Origin of the sequence: Rhodococcus sp. FH8, from assembly GCF_019266085.1 — a bacterium.
GTDB lineage: Bacteria > Actinomycetota > Actinomycetes > Mycobacteriales > Mycobacteriaceae > Rhodococcus_F > Rhodococcus_F qingshengii.
Window position 1 is genome coordinate 1 of the sequence record NZ_LPNQ01000080.1, and the last position, 18,814, is coordinate 18,814.

Consider the following 18,814-nt stretch of genomic DNA (forward strand, 5'->3'; position numbering starts at 1 on the left):
AGAGAAGCCCCCCAACCAGTACTGGTTGGGGGGCTTTCTCGTACCCAAAACACCCCGAAACATCCCGTCGCCGGCACCCCCCGACTTCGAGCGAACGGCACTGTCGTCGCCTCAGATCGACCCAACGCACCGTTCACACCATCAAGGGCGGGCACGCCGCCGACTCACCACCCCGTCCGGGACCGAGTGAACGACACTCTCACCCTCTTAGGCGAGGGGAACGGTACGTTCACACCATCAGGGCAGGGCAGGGCAGGGCAGGGCAGGGCAGGTGAGCGGCTGGGCAAAGCCGGCAGGCGTTATGGCAGAGCTGCCTGCAGCACCTCGCAGAGCACGTCCAGCGTCCTCGAGTACTGCGACTGCATCGGCGTGCTGTAGCCGACGACGATGCCGTCACCGCCGACTGACGACACGTCGGGATGTCGGAAGACCGAAAGCCCTTCGAGCCCGAGATCGCGCGCCCGGGCCGCTGCAAGAACAGATTGTTCGGTGCCGGAGGGCAGACGGATCACAGCGTGAAGTCCCGCGGAGATCCCCTCGACCCTGACCTGGGGTACTTGCTGCGCAAGTGTCGCGACCAGTTGATCGCGTCGTCGTCGGTACGAGGTGCGCATCTTTCGAATATGGCTGTCGAATCTTCCGGATTCGATGAAGTCCGCCAAGGTCAATTGATCCGTTGAACTTACCCAGCGTTCGTAGGGTCCCTTTGTTGCGAGGACAGGTTCGATCAGCCTGTCCGGCAACACCATCCATCCGATGCGAATGGCCGGCGACAGTGTCTTGCTGACAGTGCCCAGGTACGCAACGTGCTGCGGTGCGATTCCTTGGAGTGCACCGACAGGTTTTCTGTCGTAACGGAATTCGCCGTCGTAGTCGTCCTCGATGATGACGCCACCCGTAGTCGTGGCCCATTCGAGAGCGGTCGCGCGCCTCGCCGGTGTGAGGGGACCGCCGAGAGGGAACTGATGGGTCGGCGTCAGCAGAACACTCTCAGCAGAAGTAGACGCCAATTCGTCTGTGCAAGTGCCTGATTGGTCAACCGATATGGGAACTGTCAGCAGCCCTTCGTCGGCGAGCAACTGCCGGTGCAGGTGAAGGCAGAAAGCGTCGACCGCAATCGTTCCTCCGAGTGCGCGGGCAAGGAGGGAAATCCCGTGACCCGAGCTGGCACTGATCACAATGCAGCTCGGATCGACGCGAACGCCTCTGGTGCGGCTCAGGTATGTGGTGAGGGCGTTTCGGAGTTCGACTCGGCCCCTGGGATCAGTAGTCGCGAACGCGTCGGTCGGCGCGGTGGTCAAAGCACGTCTGGCGGACGAAATCCATGCAGTGCGGGGAAACGCCGACGCGTCGGGCGATCCAGGGAGAAGGCTGTAGGTCCAGCGTCGTCGAGTCGGTGATGGCTCGACCTCGCGGGTGTGTGTGCTGGCGAGCGTGGCGACCAGGGTCCCGGAACCAGGCCGTGTGACAAGCCACCCAGCTGCGGCGAGCTCGGCATAGCAGTCCGCAACGGTGTTTCGGGCAACTCCGAGGTCGAGCGCGAGGGTGCGGGAAGGTGGGAGTCTGGTGCCGGGCTTCAACAGTCCACTGTCGATCGCGTCGCGAAGGGTCTGAAGCAGTGCAGCGCGAACCCCGATTCCCTGTGGCAGCTCGATATGTAGATCGAACCCAAGATTGGCCCACGAATTCACCACCGGATTGAACCATGTTTCCGGGTCTTTCCGGGATTACCGTTTGAGTTATGACTACAGCAACAGGACAAAGACTGGATATCGCAAAGCTGGCGCCCGAGGTCTACAAGGCGATGATTGCGTTGGATGCCGCTGCACGCAAGGGGCTGGAGCCGACGCTCGTCGAGCTGGTCCTCACGCGTGCGTCGCAGCTGAATCATTGCGCATGGTGCCTGGACATGCACACTCGCGACGCCCGAAAGGTCGGCGTCACGGAGCAGAAGCTCTACCTACTGAACGCGTGGGAAGAAGCGCGAGGGATGTACTCCGATCGTGAACGAGCCGCGCTCGCCTTGACCGAGGCCGTGACAGTCCTCACCGACGGTTTCGTTTCGGACGAGGTGTACAGCGAGGCTGCCGGCGAATTCTCGGACGTGGAACTGGCTCAGCTCATCAGCGTCATTTTGACGATCAATGCGTGGAATCGCATTGCGGTTACCACGAGGAAGGCGCCTCCGGTCCGAGACTGATCCGAGGCTCGTGCTCCGCTCTCCGGCAGGGCAGGGCAGGGTTCCGCCGTCGGAGATCTGGATAATCGACGCAAAGAGGACCAAAAGATTGGTTCAAGGTGTGAACAAAACCAACAGATTCTTTGAATGTGAGGCAAATCACATAATGTGAGTGGAGATTGTTCTGGGGCATCTACAAGTTGCCCGAATCCCGACAAAGCAGTCTCGGTCGGAAGTTTCCGGCGAAGGGGTCCGCATAGCGGGCCCCTTCTTTTGCGCGCGAGCTGAAAACGCCCCTTCCTGTGAGTTTCCCCAGAATGTCCAAGTTACCGACTGGCTAGCGTTGGCGAAATGTCGGGAACGTCGCGGTTGGATGAGCAGATTTGGGGGGGATCGCGATTGTTGTGCGGTTGGACAAAGGTTCAGTCATCTTCATGGCTAACTCGTCATCCGAATGTCCAAGCTGCGCCCTGGGTGCTCGACGATTGGGTGATCTTTCTTGAAACATGCACTACATTGCCATTCAGTAACTGGCTGATTGCCAAAAGTGATCGGCTGATCCTCTCGGAAGTGAGCGCTGGGTGGCGTGGTATTGGGAATCCAGGCAACCGTCCCGCTACCGAAATGTCTTGAAAGGGAAGCTTTGATGACTGTGTCTGGTTCACGGCGTAGGCCGCTTGTTCTCCGGCTCTCGCTAACTGCAGCTATTGCCGTAACGGTCGCCGGTAGTAGCGTTGCTTTTGCTTCGCCAGCTGTGTCCGCGCCGATGCCGGTGCGAACCGCGGCCGCTCCGGCGTTCACCGCCGGGTTGTGTGAGGGCACCGAGTACACGCCCTCGGAGCAGATGCTCGACATCTCCGGCATTCGGCTGGATCACTACAACGACGGCAACATCGTGCCGATGTACGGCACCACCGATCGGGGTACCTCGGCCGCGGTGGATGCTCCGGTCTGCGGTGTCCGCGACGTCGACGGAATTGCGAAGTCGGAATGGATGTACTGCACGGACTTCGATCTCGATCCGTGTGCCGGTGTCGACGAGAACGGTTTGCCGGTTGACAAGCACAACGACGAGATGGGTGCGACGGTGCCGTCTTCGGGCAATCCCGATCTGTCAGCCGACGATCTCGCTGTCATCAGTTGGTTGCTGCAGAATCCCGCCAAACTCGACGGTGTCGTTTCGGGAAATAGCAGCGAGGATGCACGTTCGGCGCGGCAGACGCTTGTGTGGTGTGTCTCGGACTACGACAATCCGCTGATGGCCGATTTCAAAAGCCTGTGCGACAGGAACATCGGCGACGACGAGCGAGCTCGCATCGTCGAGATCATGAACGTCACGCAGACGCTCGACCTCGTTCGCAAGACACCCGCGACGGGGACTCTGAAGGCCGGCGAGACTGCCGTTTTCACCCTGAATACGAATATGTACCGGAAGCCGATCACTGTTCAGTCCTCGGCGGGCACCGAACTGACCGTCTGTGGTGACAACGCCACGGCGACGTTGACTGCAAATCAACTGACGGTCGACGGCCGCGGCGACGCACCGACTGCTGTTGATCTTTGCCTCACCGCTGCGGCCGGCGGGGACTACTCGGTGACTGCAAGCGTCATTCCGGATTCGGTCGAGAACCTGCACTGGAACACGGCAGGCGCACAGTGCCAGATCTTCGCGTCGTTCGACACCGTTCGGCCGGCTTCGATGAATGCATCTGCCAGCGTCGGATATGCAGCAGCACCCACGACGACACCGGCAACGAGCACGCCGGCAACAACGACACCGGCAACGACCACACCGGCCACCACGACGCCTGCAACCCCGGTCGTTCCGATCGTGCCGATTGTTCCGATCGTGCCCATCGTGCCGATTGTGCCGGTCGTGCCTGTAGTTCCGGGTGCACCTGTTCCGTCGCAGCCGGTTGCAACTCCCGCAACTCCGGCGCCGTCGGCTCCGAAGCCGGCCACTGGCCCCCGCCCGGTTGCCATCGACGGTGGTGCTGCTGAACAGAATTCAGGCCGCAACGTCGCCGTCGCAGTGACGGGCCTCGGGCTTGTCGGAATGGCTGCTGCCGGAGCAGTTGCTCTCCGCCGCAAGCGATCCTGACACCAGGCACGTGTAGTAGACGTCGGCACCGATCACGATTCGTGTGATCGGTGCCGACATTGATCAGACGCAGGGGGCGTCAATTCGCACGAGGTGCCGGGGGCGCCTCATCCCGCAGGAGACAGTTCGATGACCATGTACGAGTCGGATCCCAATCCATCCAATCCATACGACGATCCCAACCACGATCAGCCCGCGAGTCCAGGCAAAGGGCGTCGTGTCGCGTTCATTCTGGCTCTCATCGCGGTGTTGGTCGCCGGTGCTTCCATGGCCTTCGTCGGCCTGCGATCCTCCGATGACGATGCTGCGATCCCGCCGAGTCCGGGAGTTGTCATGTCGCACTCCGTGAATCCGGCAACGCCTACGGATGCGTTGATGACTCCCAACACCCTTTCGCTCGACCCGGTCGGTGTTCAGGCGCCTATCGTGGACGCCACCGTGCCGGAAGGAGTTCTCACTCCGCCGGAGAACGTCAAGAACGTCGGAATCTGGCTCGACGGTGCATCTCTCGATTCCGCCACCGGCACGACCTTGATTGCCGGACACGTCAATCTGACCGGCCAGGGTAACGGCGCGCTGTTCGACCTGGGCACGATCGAGCCGGGTGAAGTGATCCGTACATCCGACGCGACGGGTAAGAGCACGTCGTGGAAGGTGACTGCGGTGACGACGCGCCCGAAGGCCGATGGTGTGGAAGAAAGCGTGCTGGCCGGCCCGGAGGGCCCTCGTAAGTTGGCAGTCGTAACCTGCGGCGGCGAACTGCAATTCGAGGACGGTGTGGGCAACTACGCCGACAACGTCTACCTGTACGCGGATCTGATGGTCTGAGACACAGGAATGATTCCGACGGTCCCCGATCCCTCTTCGTAGAGATCGGGGACCGCCTGTTGGATAGTGTCGCAGGTATGGATCTTCACTTGTCTGGAAAGCGTGCGATCGTTGCCGGTGGTAGCAAGGGGATCGGTCTGGCAATCGCCAGAGGTCTGGCCGCTGAAGGGGTCGACATCGCGATACTCGCGCGCACTGAGCGAACCGTCGTAAGCGTTGCACGAGATTTGGTTTCGGAGTTCGGAATTCGTGCGATCGGAGTCGTGACGGATACGCGAGACGACGACGCGGTTCAGGCGTCGGTGCGGCAAGTGGTAATGGAGTTCGGCGGTGTCGACATTCTGGTCAATTCGGCAGCGACGCCGTTCAGCGCCGGAAAGCCGACGGATTTCGAGGCGACCACCGACGACGTCGTGCGAGACGAAGTCGAAGTGAAAGTGCTGGGGTACCTGCGAACTGCGCGCGCTGTGGCGCCGTATCTGATCGATCAGGGTTGGGGTCGGATCATCAACATCAGCGGTTTGGGTGCCAGACAGGCAACCTCGATCGCCCACACGATCCGCAACGTCAGTGTGTCTGCGCTGACCAAGAATCTTGCAGACGAGCTGGGCCCCAAGGGAATCAACGTCACCGTCGTCCATCCGGGCGTGACGCGGACCGAGAGGTTGACCGCGCGGATTGCGCGCGAGTCGGAAGAATCCGGCCGCTCGCAGGCGGAGGTGGAGCGGGGTATCGCGACGAATTCGATACACCGGATCATCGACGCCGAAGAGGTGGCTGATGTCGTGACCTTCCTGGCATCGCCGCGAAGCATCGCGATCACCGGTGACGCGGTGGCAGCGGGTGGAGGAGTGCCGGGGCCGGTCTACTACTGAAATTGTGCGTACTGCTACCTGCCGGCGGTGGTGACGATCGTGTGAACGCGTCCGCCGCCGAGTCTCTTGCTTTCGTACATCGCCGAATCGGCGACTTTCTGCATGTCCGTGAACGCAGCTGCGCGGTCTTCTCCGGCGACGAATTTGTGGGTACGCACGGCGATTCCGATGCTCGAAGTCGACGGTATCTCGTCGGTATTCGAGTGCATTGCCGGTCCGATCGAGTTGAGCATCGGTCCGATGGCTGGCACGGAAAGTCTTTGAACGAGGATGAATTCGTCGCCGCCGACCCGCGCGACGACAGCATCGGCGTGTGCCCAGGCGGATAACCGCTGCGATACCCGGAGAATGATGCGATCGCCGACGTCGTGGCCGTGCACGTCGTTGATCGTCTTGAACCGGTCGATGTCGATCGCGATCACGAGTAGTGCCGCAGATTCTTGACGCTGGAACCCCTCGAGTACCTTCTCGACGTGGCGGTCGAGGCCACGACGGTTCAAGAGGCCGGTGAGAGGATCGAGGTCGGAACTGGAAGCATCCATGCTGAGCATCGTCAGCACGATCTGCGAGATGAATGCGCAGACCACCAACGCGGTGATGACGACCAGTACTTTCGAAACACCAAGGGCTGGATCGCGATCCGGCCCGAACAGAATTGGCTGCGCAGCCACCGCGATCACAAGAAGCGAGAAAGCTATGTGCGCGATCTGCAACTTCGGGTTGTGGAAGTAGGCGATGTAGATGCCGACCAGAGCAAAAATGACACAGGTGAGCAATCGTGCGAGCTGGGAGGAATCTCCAACGACGGAGATCGTGACCGCGATGTCGCAGAAGACCACGAAACCGAACGAGCGACGCTTTGTGGGGCCGAAGACCCACCATGAGACTCCGACTACGAAGCACGAGATCACGACAACAGTATTGAAGAACAGCGCAATCGTGCTTGTCGGACCGGCAGGGCTGAATCTGTTCAGTAGTGCGCACACTCCCAGTCCGATGACAATGATGCCAAGTAATAGCCGGGTGGCGGTCGTGAGACCGTTGTCGCGGAGATAGCGAGTGAAGCGGTCGTATTGATCGGGAAGAATCAACCACTCGCGGGTCAGCGTCCTCATCGACTTCATCTGCGATGTCATGAGTGCATCAGTCCTCGAAGGCTGGAGCGTGCGCCATTCATCGCGAACTGATTCCTCTTCTGTCTGGCACCTTGCAATGCTAACTGGATCGATGCCGCATCGGACCGAGATGTTCGGATCGGCGACCCGGATGTCTGCGTTGCGCCAGCGTGGAGTATAAATACATCTTGTGTCTATGTTGTATTCCGCTTCCGAAACCGTCTTCCGCGAAGTCAAGGAGCTGATCCTTTCCGGCGAGCTCGCCGGCGGGGAGTTGATCAGTGAGGGTGACATCGCTGCACGGACCAATGTGAGCCGAACGCCGGTGCGTGAGGCGTTTCTGCGTCTCGAGTCGGAAGGTTGGATGCGCCTCTATCCGAAGAAGGGGGCGCTGATCGTCCCGGTCGCGGATGGGGAAGCGGAACACGTAGTCAGTGCCAGACAGCTCGTCGAGACTCAGAGCGTTCGAGTGGTGTCGGTCCGACCGCACGCACGGGAAGCGCTTGTCGCAGCGTTGCGCGCGAATCTGATCGAGCAACGTGAGATTGCTGATCGCGGGGACGTGGCCGCGTTCAGCGCAATCGATGCCGACTTCCACAAGATGATCGTTGCCGCCGGTGGGAACCCTTTGCTCGACTCGTTCTACGCGAGTCTGCGCGACAGGCAACGACGGATGACAGCCCGGTCGATCTCACGCGACCCCGGCCAACTCTCGCGCATCCTTGCCGATCACACCGCGCTTACCGACCTCGTCGACACAGGCGATGCCGACGGATACAACACTGCCGCCCTCACACACATGCGCCAGGTCCACGGCCTCGGCTTCGAAGGAACTCTGTGATGAGCACCCAAACGATCGGCGCTGGGACCGCGGCCGAAACTCGTCTCGAGGGTGAACGCATCTCCGGCGGAAAGTGGCTGTGGCTGACCGTTGCCGCCAGTATGTTCGCCGCTGCCTGGGGCGGAAACGAATTCACCCCACTGCTGGTGATGTACCGACTCGACCACGGCTATTCGCCGGTGATGGTCGATTTCTTCCTCTTCGCCTACGTCGTCGGAATTGTGCCGGCCCTGCTGCTCGGCGGCCCGCTGTCCGATCGATTGGGTCGACGCCCGATCATGCTCCCCGCGCCGATCATCGCGATCGCCGGTTCGACGCTGCTCGCTTTCGGGGCGGACTCCGCCGCTGCTCTCATCCTGGGAAGAATCCTCTGTGGCATCGCCTTGGGGATCGGTATGGCCGTCGGCGGCTCCTGGGTCAAGGAGTTGTCCACGCAACCTTGGGACCCGACGGCGTCGGAAGGCGCAGGTGCTCGGCGAGCAGCGATGAGTCTGACCGCGGGCTTCGCCTTGGGAGCGGGTGCTGCGGGAATCTTGGCGCAGTGGGCGCCCATGCCGAGTGTGTTGGCGTACGTGTTGCACATCGCGATCACCGTCCTCGCCGCCATGGCGCTGTGGCGTGCGCCCGAAACACGACCGGCACAGGCGAAATCCGACCGTCGCAGGTTGATCGACGACCTCAAGATCCCCTCGGCAGGTCACCGCAGATTCCTCTACGTCGTCGTTCCGTTGGCGCCGTGGGTGTTCGGTGCCGCCAGTGTCGCGTATGCAGTTATTCCGGCGCTCATGACCGGGCACAGTGGCGATGCGCCCGTGGCCTTTTCGGCTCTGCTGTGCATGGTCGCGCTGACATGCGGATTCGCGATTCAGTCGTTGGGGCGCAAGATCGACACCGACCGCAGTGCTCGTGGCGCCGTTGTGGCTCTGGTGTTTCTGGTGGTCGGTATGGCCGGTGCTGCTCTGGTTGCGTCGACGCTGACCGTGGCGATCGCGATCGTGGCTGCAGCGATCCTCGGTTGCGGGTACGGCATGGCACTGGTGTCCGGGTTGCTGGAGATCCAGCGAATCGCGGGGCCGGACGATCTGGCAGGATTGACCGCGGTGTTCTACTCGATCACCTACATCGGGTTCGCGGTGCCTGCGTTGCTGGCGATGCTGTCGGAAAGCATTCCGGCACTGAGCTACACGGTGACTCTGCTGTTCGGATCAGCCGCCGCCGCTGCCTGCTTGATTCTGATTCTCTTCAAGTCGCGTTCACATCTTCCGAGCGCGTGAAGCCGGCCCGCCGACTCCTGCGAGAGTCGGCGGACCGGGGCGAAATCACGCGTCTACGGTTGCGGAACCGTTTTCCGAATTGTGGACCGAATTGTGTACCGAACCAGCCGGAACCGATGCGGTCTTGTTCAGGCCGTTGAGCAAACCGGTGATATCGACGCCTGAGCTTTCGAGAGTTTCGATGACACCGGCAATCACCTGGGGACTGATGCCCAGGATCGAGCCGATCGAACCCTGCGCCCCGTCGCTTCCGCCGACGATGGAGATCCGATCGATGTCGCCGACCGGCTTCGCTGCTGCTGCGGTGGCGTCGACCAGTGCTGCCAGAACGTCAGGCAGAGTGAGCAACTGCGCGGCCTGCGGGGTGTAGGAATTGAGCGCCTCGGCGATCTGACGCTTACCGGCAGCCTCGGCTTCGAGCTTGGCGCGCAAACCATCCGCTTCGGCTTGCTGTTCGGCGCGAACGGCGTCGGCCGCTACCTTGCGGCCGTCAGCTTCGGCTTCCAGACGTGCTCGAAGGCCGTCGGCATCAGCCTGCTGCTCGGAGCGAACAGCGTCGGCGACGAGCTTTCGTGCATCGGCCTGAGCCCCGCCGGCCTGCCTTGCTGACTCGGCCTGTGCCTGGGCGCGGAGGATCGCGGCCTGTCGCTCACCCTCTGCGCGTGCGATGGAGGCTTGGCGTTCGGCCTCGGCCGGTGCAATGACATCTGCCTGCAATGCCGCTTCCGATTGCTGGGCGCGACGACGCTCGACCTCGGTGCGAGCTTCGACGCGGGCCGCCTCGGCCTGCTCACGTGCGATTCCGACGGCCTTCTCGGCCGTTGCCTGCGCGAGTGGTCCGGCCTGGTCGGCTTCGGCGTTCTCGGCTTCGGTCTGTGCTCGAAGGCGAGCGAGTTCGACGTCGCGCTTCTGATTTGCACTCGCGATCGCAGTGTCGGCCTCGGCCTGTGCGACGGAGCCTGCCTGTCGCGCCTTTGCCGACTGGATCTGCGAATCACGCTCTGCTTCAGCAGTTCCGATCGCGGCATCACGTTTGACCTCGGCGATGCGGCGCTGACCGAGCGATTCGAGGTAGCCGTTGAAGTCGGAGATTCCCGCGATCTTGATGACATCGACTTCCATGCCGATGCGTGCGAGGTCGCCGCCTGCCTCCTCGACCACGCTGCGCGCGAGCGAATCGCGGTTGGAGTTCAGATCCTCGACCGTCATGGTCGCGGTGATTCCGCGCAGGCTGCCGGCGAGGATTTCGTTGATCTGCTGTTGGAGTTCGTCCAGGTCGGAGGTCAGGAATCGTTGCACCGCTGTCTGAACCGCTTCGTCGGCGGAACCGATTCGTACCAGGCCGACTGCCTCGACGTTGACCGGAACACCGTCGTTGGAGAGCGCATTCTTGAGATTGATGCTGACGTTGAACGGCTCGAGCGACATGATGTCGACGCGTTCGATTCCCGGAATCTTGAACCGGGCTCCGCCGCGGACGACTTTCGGCTTGCCTCGTCCGGTGAAGACCGCCACTTCGTTCGGCGGGACCTTGACGTAGTTCTTCACGTAGATCGCGGGGAGAACGATGAAGATGATTACTGCGACTACAACCGCAATGATGATGATTGGCAGCATGTATCGAGTCCTTAGATCGCGTCGTCAACCGTGACGACGTGAAGGTATTGATCGTCTACATCGGCGATGTAGACGGTGGTGCCGGTGGTGAGCGCCATCGGCTGTGCACTGACGGCCTTGGCCTGCACGCGATTGCCTTCGGCGTCGACGAACGAGACTTCTCCCCAACCTTCGGCTGCAATGGTGAGGGTGACCGTGCCCAATAGCCCGGAGTACGAAGCTCGTCCGATGTGCGAATTATCTTGTTGCTCAAGGAGGTAGGGGAGAAGTAGGCCGCGCGTGACGACAACGAGAACGGCGGCGAGTGCGAGTGCTGCAATCGCCGCTACCAATGTCGGAGCGTCCGCGAGAGTGGCAGCTACACCGCCGGCGCCGAAGCCGAAAAGTGCTGTGGCCAAGGTTGTCAGGCTCAGAAATGGCAGCCCGTCTGCGTGGCTGCCGCCCAGATCTGCAACCTCGCCGACGGCAAAGGCTCCGATCAGGGCCACGACCCCGATCACGAAACATATTGTGAATACAACGAACATCGATCCCCCCGATCTACCTGTCGAGGAAGCGTGCCCTGAGAATTGTGTTGTCGGGGTCGTCCCTCGGCCCACCTCTATAGTAAAGGTAAGACAAAGATAATCGGCGCATTCGGAATGTTTCGGCGTGGTGATATCGCGGTGAGAGAGCGTCAGAGACGAGGCAGGGAGCGCTGATTCAGCCATGCATCCCACAGTGGGCGCAATGGAGTGTCGGTGAAACGTGAAGCGAGATCGGTGAATTGCTCGGTACTGACCGTGCTGTGCCGATGCTTCGTGGTCCACTGACGGATCAGTTCGAAGAACTTCTCGTCTCCGAGAACGCCGCGCAGGGCGTGCAGAGTCAATGCGCCCCGCTTGTAGATTCGATCGTCGAACATCAGGGCAGGCCCGGGATTGGCGACGATCAAGTCCTGAGATTTACGCCCGAGCCCTTGATAGGCGTTTGTCGCGAGTTGGTTCGAGGACGGGCCACCGGAATTCTCGGACCAGATCCACTCCGCGTAACAGGCAAAGCCTTCGTGCAGCCAGATGTCGCACCACTGCCCGAGAGTGAGGCTGTTGCCGAACCATTGATGGGCAAGCTCGTGTGCGACAAGACGTTCGGAACCGCGCCTGCCCGTGCAATGGTTGGCTCCGAAGATCGAGAGTCCCTGCGCTTCGATGGGGATTTCGAGTTCGTCGTCGGTGACCACAGCGGTGTAGTCGGCAAAGGGATACGGTCCGAACAGCTTTCCGAAGACCTCCAACATCTGGGGTTGGCGCCCGAAGTCGACGTCGAACGCTGCTCGCAGCCGAGGTGGGTGAACGGCGAAGACCGGTACCGGCCCGGCGCTCACTTGTCGGTGCTCGTACTGACCGATCTGAATGGTTGCCAGGTAGGTTGCCATCGGTTCGGTCTGCTCGTAGACCCACGTCGTCTGACTCGCACGGGTCTGCTTGCGGATCAGCTTGCCGTTGGCGAGGGCATAGAACGGGGAATCGGTGGTGATCGAGATGCGGTACGACGCTTTGGAAATCGGATGGTCGTCGCACGGGAACCAGGACGCCGCGCCGTTGGGCTGACTTGCGACCAAAGTTCCTTCGTCGAGTTCCTCCCAGCCGACTTCGCCCCACAGGCTCTTGATCGGCTCGGGGTTGCCGCTGTACGCGATGGTGACCGACAGGGCACCGCCCGCGGGGATCTTGGTAGACGGCGTGAGGATCAGCTTGTTGTTCAAGTGCGCGTACTTGGTGCCGCGGGCACCGTTGACGGACACCTTGGACACCTGCAGGTTCTGTGCGAGGTCGAAGCTGAACTTGGATCGGCTCTCGGTGGTGACAGCGGTGATGACAGCTTTGCCGGCGAGACGGTTGCTGAAGACCTTGTAGGTCAGTTCCAGTTCGTACCGGGACACGCGGTACCCGCGGTTGCCGTTGAGCGGCAGGTACGGATCGATCGGCTCCTCGAGCATTCGGTTCGGCTTCACGACGCCACCCACGGTGCAATCGGGTTGCCCTGCCAGCGGGTGGAGGGCGGAACGGTGTCACCTCGCATCACCAGAGATGCAGGCCCTACCGTCGCTCCCGCGCCGATGCCGGCTGCGGGTAGCGCGACACAGTGCGGTCCCAGCGTTGCTCCTGCTCCCAAAGTGACGGTGTCCATGGACATGATCCGATCATGGAAGAGATGAGTTTGCACGACGCACCCCCGTTCCACTGTCGCTCCGTCGCCCAAAGTCACAAGATCTGCCTCGGGTAGCCAGTACGACTCACACCAAACGCCCTTACCGATCTTGGCCCCGAGTCCACGCAAGAAGATGTTCAGTACGGCCGTACCAGTCGCCGCGCGAGCGAACCACGGCGCCGCGACGGTCTCGACGAAGGCGTCGGCTACCTCGTTTCGCCAGACGAACGAACTCCACAGCGGATGCTCGACCTTGGCGATGCGTCCGACGACGATCCACTTGGCGGCGATGGTAATCGCGCCCGCCACTGCTCCGGCGACGAGCAGAATTACGCCGCTCAGCAGAGCCGCGAACCAGAATCCGACGGCGCCGACCAGTGCTTCGAGTGCAAACAGAACACCGAGACCGATGCCGAACGTGACCATCACGGGGATCAGTCGGCAGGTTTCGACCACTCCGCGGGCGATCTTGAGGCGCATGGGCGGATTGAACGTGCGGGCGGCGTCGGTGTCTCCGGCAGCCCTTCTCAGACGTACCGGTGGACTACCCAGCCACGATGATCCGGACTTGGCCTTGGACGGGGTAGCCGACAGAACCGCCACCAGACCGTTCTTGGGGACGCGTCGACCGGGGGCGGTCATACCGGAGTTGCCGAGGAACGCGCGCTTGCCGATCTTCGCCTGTTCGATGTGCATCCAGCCGCCGCCGAGGCCGTAGCTCGCAACCATGGTGTCGTCGGCGAGGAATGCGCCGTCGGCGACCGTCGTGAACTTGGGAAGGAGGAGCACGGTGGAGGCTTCGACGTTCTTGCCGATCTTGGCGCCGAGAAGGCGGAGCCATCCCGGTGTCAGCAGGCTCGCGTAGAGCGGGAAGAGGAAGGTTCTGGCCGAGTCGAGCAGGCGTTCGGTCGCCCACACCTGCCAGCCGATGCGGCTGCGGACAGGGTGGTAACCGGGGGTCAGCCCGATCGAGAGAAGACGAACGGCCACAAGGGTGATGACTGCGAAGACGAGCAAACTCAGGATGGTCGCGACGGGAAGCATGATCAGCGATTGGAGCACTGCGCTCGCGAGCGTGTCGGTGTCGCGAATCCACCAACCGATCAATGCGATCCCGGCCATCAGCGCGAAGATCGGCATACCGGCCAGGAAGACCGAGGTGACACCGTATACCGGCACCCAGCCGGGTGCACGCTTCGGATGTTCGGCAGGCCAAGGATGATTCGCTTTCCCGACCTTGGTGGCGGGGGAGCCGGCCCACTGCTGGTTTGCCTTCACTCGGCCGAACACCGCAGATCCGGGTTCGACGACGGCGTCGCGACCGATACGCGCGCCGGGCAGAAGCGTCGAGCGTGAACCGACGGAGGCGCCGTCGCCGATCTTGATCTCACCGATGTGGATGACGTCGCCGTCGATCCAGTGGCCCGAGAGGTCGACTTCGGGTTCGACGGAGCAGCCGTCACCGAGTTCGAGCATGCCGGTGATGGGAGGAAGGGTGTGGAGATCGACGCCGCTGCCGATGTCGGCGCCGAGGGCGCGGGCGTAGTAGAGCATCCACGGTGCGCCCGAAAGGTTGGCTGCGCCACTGGCTTCGGTGAGTCGCAGCGCTATCCACAGACGCAGGTGTTCACTACCACCTCGCGGGTACGTTCCTGGCTCCAACTTGCGTAGGAGCAGGCGCGCCCCGACGACGGCGATGGTCATACGGCCGATCGGCGTGATGAACACGATGAACGCCAACAGGATCCACCACCACGAGACCGTGGGCGCCCAGCGGACGTCGACGAACCAGCCGAGGACGTTGTTCGCGATCGCCAGCCACGTCACCCACTGCAGTCCGGTGAGCGTCGTGAGTGGAACGGTGACGGCGATCTGCGCGAGCTGAGTCTTCAAGGGTGTCGGAGCGACGATGCGCGGCTCCACAGTTTCGGTAGGTGCCAATTCGTCGAGATATTCGGCGAGCGATCCCAACCGCGGATGGTCGTAGAGTTGTGCGACGGTCACTTCTGGGAACCGCTCGCGCAGGGCGGTCACCAACTGAGCAGCAGAGAGGGATCCGCCGCCCACTTCGAAGAAGTCGTCGTCGAGTCCGGTGATCTGGGCTCCCAGGATCGATCCCCACAGGCCGGCAACCCAGGCAGCGGTGCCGTCGAGGCCCAACGCGGCCCCGGCATCTTCACCGGCGCCGGGCAACGGCCACGGCAGCGCATTGCGGTCGACCTTGCCTGACGTACGCGTCGGAAGTTCGTCCATCAACGCCAGACGCGGCACGAGGGCTGCTGGTAGCTGCTCGCTGAGCAGTGCATGAGCGGCCTTGAGATCGAAGTCGGGATCCGTGCTGGCGATGTATCCGACGAGGAGCTGGTTGCCGGCTGCCGTCTTCTTCACGGCTGCGGCAGCGCCGCTCACACCCGGCAGGTTCTGCAAGGCGTTGTCGACCTCACCGAGTTCGATGCGCCTGCCGCCGAGCTTGACCTGATCGTCTGCGCGGCCCTGGAACATCAGGCCGGTGGTTTCGAGCCGGACCAGGTCGCCGCTTCGGTAGGCGCGTTCCCACCCGAGCGAGGGCATCGACGCGTACTTCTCGGCGTCCTTCGCGGGGTCGAGGTAACGGGCGAGGCCGACGCCGCCGATCACCAGCTCGCCCACCTCACCGACCGCGACGGGATTGCTCTGGGCGTCGACGACGGCAAGGTCCCAGCCGTCGAGGGGGAGGCCGATGCTGACGGGGCTCTTGCCGTCCATCAGTGCGCCGCAGGCGACGACGGTTGCCTCGGTGGGGCCGTAAGTGTTCCAGACCTCGCGGCCCTCGACGGCCAGGCGTTCGGCCAGTTCGGGTGGGCAGGCTTCGCCGCCGAAGATCAGGAGTCGAACGGCTTCGAGGGCCTCGGCCGGCCACAGAGACGCAAGCGTCGGCACAGTGGAGACGATGCTGACGTCACGCGAGACCAGCCACGGGCCGAGGTCCATGCCGCTGCGAACCAGTGAACGAGGCGCCGGGACGAGGCAGGCGCCGTGACGCCACGCGAGCCACATCTCCTCGCAGGACGCGTCGAATGCCACGGACAGCCCCGCGAGGACGCGGTCACCAGGCCCGATGGGCTCGTCCTGGAGGAACATGCGCGCCTCGGCGTCGACGAACGCCGCGGCATTGAGGTGAGTGACCGCGACGCCTTTGGGGGTGCCGGTGGATCCTGAGGTGAAGATGATCCAGGCGTCGTCCTCGGGTTCGGGTTCGCGAACCGGTGGATGTTCGAGCCGCTTCGGCGCCGTCCCCGGCTGGATTCCGTCGCCGGTGATGATCGCCGCTACCTGCGCCTCGCCGAACACCAACTCGGCGCGCTCTTCCGGATCGTCGGCGTCGACGGGAACGTAGGCGGCGCCCGCCGCGAGGATCGACAGGATCGCCACGTACAGCGAACGCGAACCTGACGGCATCCTGATTCCGACGCGGTCACCTGCGCCGACGCCGGCATCACCGAGCCAGCGCGCACCGAGCGCGATCTCGTCGAGCAACTCCGAGTACGACAGTGTGGTGTCGCCGTCGTCGATGGCAGGTGCTTCCGGGTTGGCCTCGGCTGAGGCCCGCACGATGTCGATGAGCGTGCGCGGCGCAGGTGCATGCGCCGACCGTAGGAATACGGACGGAATCCCGAAAGATTGTTCCGTCTCCGACTGCGACTGGAGTGGCAAACCCGTTGGTCCTGTTCTACTCACGAAACTTAGAGTCCTGCGAACTGTCGAGTTGAAAGTCTCATGACAAGTTTGCGAGTTGGTGAACAGATATGCCTAATGCAACATGCCGAACGTGCCGGTCAGTCCGTACTGGCAGCTTGCGCGTGGCCTTCTGCCGAGTCGGCGAACTCGGGTGTGTCGAACACCTCTCCGCCCAGTGGATCGACGACCTTCGATTCCTCGGAGAAGTCGACGGCGCCGGTATCCGGGTCGATGTTGACCGCATGGGCGGGGACTTCGTGGACCGCGACGAGCATGTGGGCGTCGGAGGGATCCGTCATGATCCCGCTTTGTGACGGGGTGAGCCCGGCGAAGGTCGACGAGATCTTCAGATCGCGGAGCCGCTTTTCGGTGGGTTGCGGAACGTCGGTTGATGTCGAGGTATTTGTAGAAACCCGCAGGTAGCGCGGTGCCGAAGCGACCTCGTATCGGAACGCCTTCAGCATCGACAGACATGCCAGCACCATGATGACCGAGAACGGTACCGCCGTGGCGATGGCAACGGTTTGCAGCGCCGTGAGCGATCCACTGCCACCCACGATGAGGAGAACTGCGGCCGCGGCACCGGAGAGGAACGTCCAGTAGACACGCGTGATCTTGGAGGTCTCCAAGCTGCCACCGGTCGCAAGGATGTCGATGACGATCGAGCCGGAATCCGCGGACGTGACGAAGAAGAAGACGATCACGACGATCGCGAGAACACTCGAAATCGTTCCGAGCGGAAGTCCGTCGAGAAGCGTGAACAATGACGTGTTGGTGTCCACTGAGCCGGATGCGTCGAGCATCGTGCCCTCGTTGCGCTGACGCAGAATGCCGGAGTTACCGAAGATCGTGAACCACAACGAACCAACCAGCGTCGGGGCCAGCAGTACACCGAAGACGAATTCGCGGATGGTGCGGCCGCGTGAGATGCGCGCGATGAACATGCCGACGAACGGTGCCCAGCTCATCCACCAACCCCAGTAGAAGATGGTCCATGCGCCCTGCCAGCCGTCTTCGGCGAACGGGGACGTGCGCAGCATCAGTTCGGGCAAGGCCTGGACGTATCCGCCGAGGTTCTGCACCCACGACTGCATGAGGAACAGCGTCGGTCCCAGAATCAGGACGAACAGTGCCAGCGCGGCAGCGAGCATCATGTTGATGTTGGAGAGCCACTTGAGGCCCTTGGTGACGCCGGAGACGACCGAGAAGGTGGCCATGCCCGTCACGATGACGATGATGGTGATGACCAACCAGTTGTCGGTCTCCACCCAGCCGAGGTAGTCGAGGCCGGCCGAGATCTGCTGGACACCGAAGCCCAGCGACGTCGCGACACCGAACAGCGTGCCGACGATGGCGACGACGTCGATGGCGTGGCCGATCTTTCCTTCGATGCGAGCCCGTCCGAGGAGCGGCTCGAGCAACCAACGGATCGAGAGCGGACGACCCTTGCGGTAGGTCATGTACGCCAGACCAAGGCCGACGACGACGTAGATCGCCCATGCATGAAGGCCCCAGTGGAACAGCGTAAGTTCCATCGCTTGATTGGCTGCGGCGTCCGTGGATCCCGCGATCTGCCCGGCGACGGGAGGGTTCACATAGTGCGAAAGGGGTTCTGCCACTCCGTAGAACACGAGGCCGATGCCCATCCCGGCGCTGAAGAGCATCGCGAACCACGAGAGCATGCCGAACTCGGGTTGCTCGTCGTCGCGCCCCAATCGGATGTTGCCGATGCGGCTGATTCCGCAGTACAGCGCAAAGATCACGAAACCGGTAGCCGAGAGGATGTACCACCAGCCGACGCCGTCGCTGATCACGTTGTTGAGAGTTTCGAAAGCATCCGCAGCGGTTCCCGCATAGATCACGGCAAAGGCGATCAGGGCAAAGATCACTATCGACGCGGGGATGAACACGGGTTTCCGTAGTTCACGCCACGCAGTTTTGACCGCAGTCATTCCACTCCTCGAACGTTCAGGCATTCACAGCGCCCATACGGGCAGCCACGTGTCACGCGTAGGTGGGCGTTGCGCTCACACCATCGCAGGTCAAGACCGGGCTATTGCTTTGAAATTCAACGTAA

General features: G+C 62.3%; 13 protein-coding genes. 6 read left to right on the forward strand and 7 right to left on the reverse strand.

Annotation, left to right across the window (positions count from 1 at the left end):
• Positions 1 to 299: 299 nt before the first annotated feature.
• Positions 300 to 1,694, reverse strand: a complete 1,395-nt coding sequence (locus tag ATN38_RS26750; protein ID WP_218748997.1) for a PLP-dependent aminotransferase family protein — start codon at positions 1,692 to 1,694, stop codon at positions 300 to 302.
• Between the two features lie 47 nt (positions 1,695 to 1,741).
• Here ATN38_RS26750 and ATN38_RS26755 point away from each other — a divergent pair, with 47 nt between their 5' ends.
• From ATN38_RS26755 to ATN38_RS26770, 4 genes are all read left to right on the forward strand, one after another.
• Positions 1,742 to 2,200 carry a carboxymuconolactone decarboxylase family protein gene (locus tag ATN38_RS26755; RefSeq protein WP_218748998.1) on the forward strand — a complete coding sequence of 153 codons (459 nt, stop codon included), beginning with the start codon at positions 1,742 to 1,744 and terminating at the stop codon, positions 2,198 to 2,200.
• A 625-nt stretch (positions 2,201 to 2,825) separates the two neighbouring features.
• The gene (locus ATN38_RS26760) at positions 2,826 to 4,280 is read left to right on the forward strand and encodes a hypothetical protein (RefSeq protein WP_256932182.1); all 1,455 of its coding nucleotides are present in this window, start codon (positions 2,826 to 2,828) and stop codon (positions 4,278 to 4,280) included.
• A gap of 129 nt (positions 4,281 to 4,409) precedes the next feature.
• The gene (locus tag ATN38_RS26765) at positions 4,410 to 5,108 is read left to right on the forward strand and encodes a class F sortase (RefSeq protein ID WP_042922789.1); all 699 of its coding nucleotides are present in this window, start codon (positions 4,410 to 4,412) and stop codon (positions 5,106 to 5,108) included.
• A 77-nt stretch (positions 5,109 to 5,185) separates the two neighbouring features.
• A complete protein-coding gene (locus ATN38_RS26770; protein WP_075831983.1) occupies positions 5,186 to 5,983 on the forward strand; it encodes an SDR family NAD(P)-dependent oxidoreductase in 798 nt (265 codons plus the stop codon).
• 14 nt (positions 5,984 to 5,997) lie between these two features.
• Here ATN38_RS26770 and ATN38_RS26775 read toward each other — a convergent pair whose 3' ends face one another.
• Positions 5,998 to 7,119, reverse strand: coding sequence for a GGDEF domain-containing protein (locus ATN38_RS26775; RefSeq protein WP_042450505.1), 1,122 nt, complete (start codon positions 7,117 to 7,119; stop codon positions 5,998 to 6,000).
• 175 nt (positions 7,120 to 7,294) lie between these two features.
• Here ATN38_RS26775 and ATN38_RS26780 point away from each other — a divergent pair, with 175 nt between their 5' ends.
• Both ATN38_RS26780 and ATN38_RS26785 read left to right on the forward strand, forming a co-directional pair.
• Complete coding sequence (locus ATN38_RS26780; RefSeq protein ID WP_042450507.1) at positions 7,295 to 7,939, forward strand: GntR family transcriptional regulator; 645 nt, start codon at positions 7,295 to 7,297, stop codon at positions 7,937 to 7,939.
• Positions 7,939 to 9,213: an MFS transporter gene (locus ATN38_RS26785; RefSeq protein WP_052416998.1), complete on the forward strand. Its 1,275-nt coding sequence runs from the start codon at positions 7,939 to 7,941 to the stop codon at positions 9,211 to 9,213. Before ATN38_RS26780 ends, ATN38_RS26785 begins: the two co-directional genes overlap by 1 nt.
• A 45-nt stretch (positions 9,214 to 9,258) precedes the next feature.
• On the opposite strand, the gene ATN38_RS26790 is transcribed toward ATN38_RS26785, so the two are convergent.
• From ATN38_RS26790 to ATN38_RS26810, 5 genes are all read right to left on the reverse strand, one after another.
• The gene (locus tag ATN38_RS26790) at positions 9,259 to 10,830 is read right to left on the reverse strand and encodes a flotillin family protein (protein ID WP_050655914.1); all 1,572 of its coding nucleotides are present in this window, start codon (positions 10,828 to 10,830) and stop codon (positions 9,259 to 9,261) included.
• An 11-nt stretch (positions 10,831 to 10,841) separates the two neighbouring features.
• Positions 10,842 to 11,357 carry a hypothetical protein gene (locus ATN38_RS26795; protein ID WP_218748999.1) on the reverse strand — a complete coding sequence of 172 codons (516 nt, stop codon included), beginning with the start codon at positions 11,355 to 11,357 and terminating at the stop codon, positions 10,842 to 10,844.
• A 149-nt stretch (positions 11,358 to 11,506) separates the two neighbouring features.
• A complete protein-coding gene (locus ATN38_RS26800) occupies positions 11,507 to 12,808 on the reverse strand; it encodes a M1 family metallopeptidase (RefSeq protein WP_050655931.1) in 1,302 nt (433 codons plus the stop codon).
• An 11-nt stretch (positions 12,809 to 12,819) separates the two neighbouring features.
• Positions 12,820 to 16,713, reverse strand: coding sequence for a Pls/PosA family non-ribosomal peptide synthetase (locus ATN38_RS26805; RefSeq protein ID WP_218749229.1), 3,894 nt, complete (start codon positions 16,711 to 16,713; stop codon positions 12,820 to 12,822).
• Between the two features lie 122 nt (positions 16,714 to 16,835).
• Positions 16,836 to 18,689, reverse strand: a complete 1,854-nt coding sequence (locus ATN38_RS26810) for a BCCT family transporter (RefSeq protein WP_064111476.1) — start codon at positions 18,687 to 18,689, stop codon at positions 16,836 to 16,838.
• Between the last annotated feature and the right edge of the window lie 125 nt (positions 18,690 to 18,814).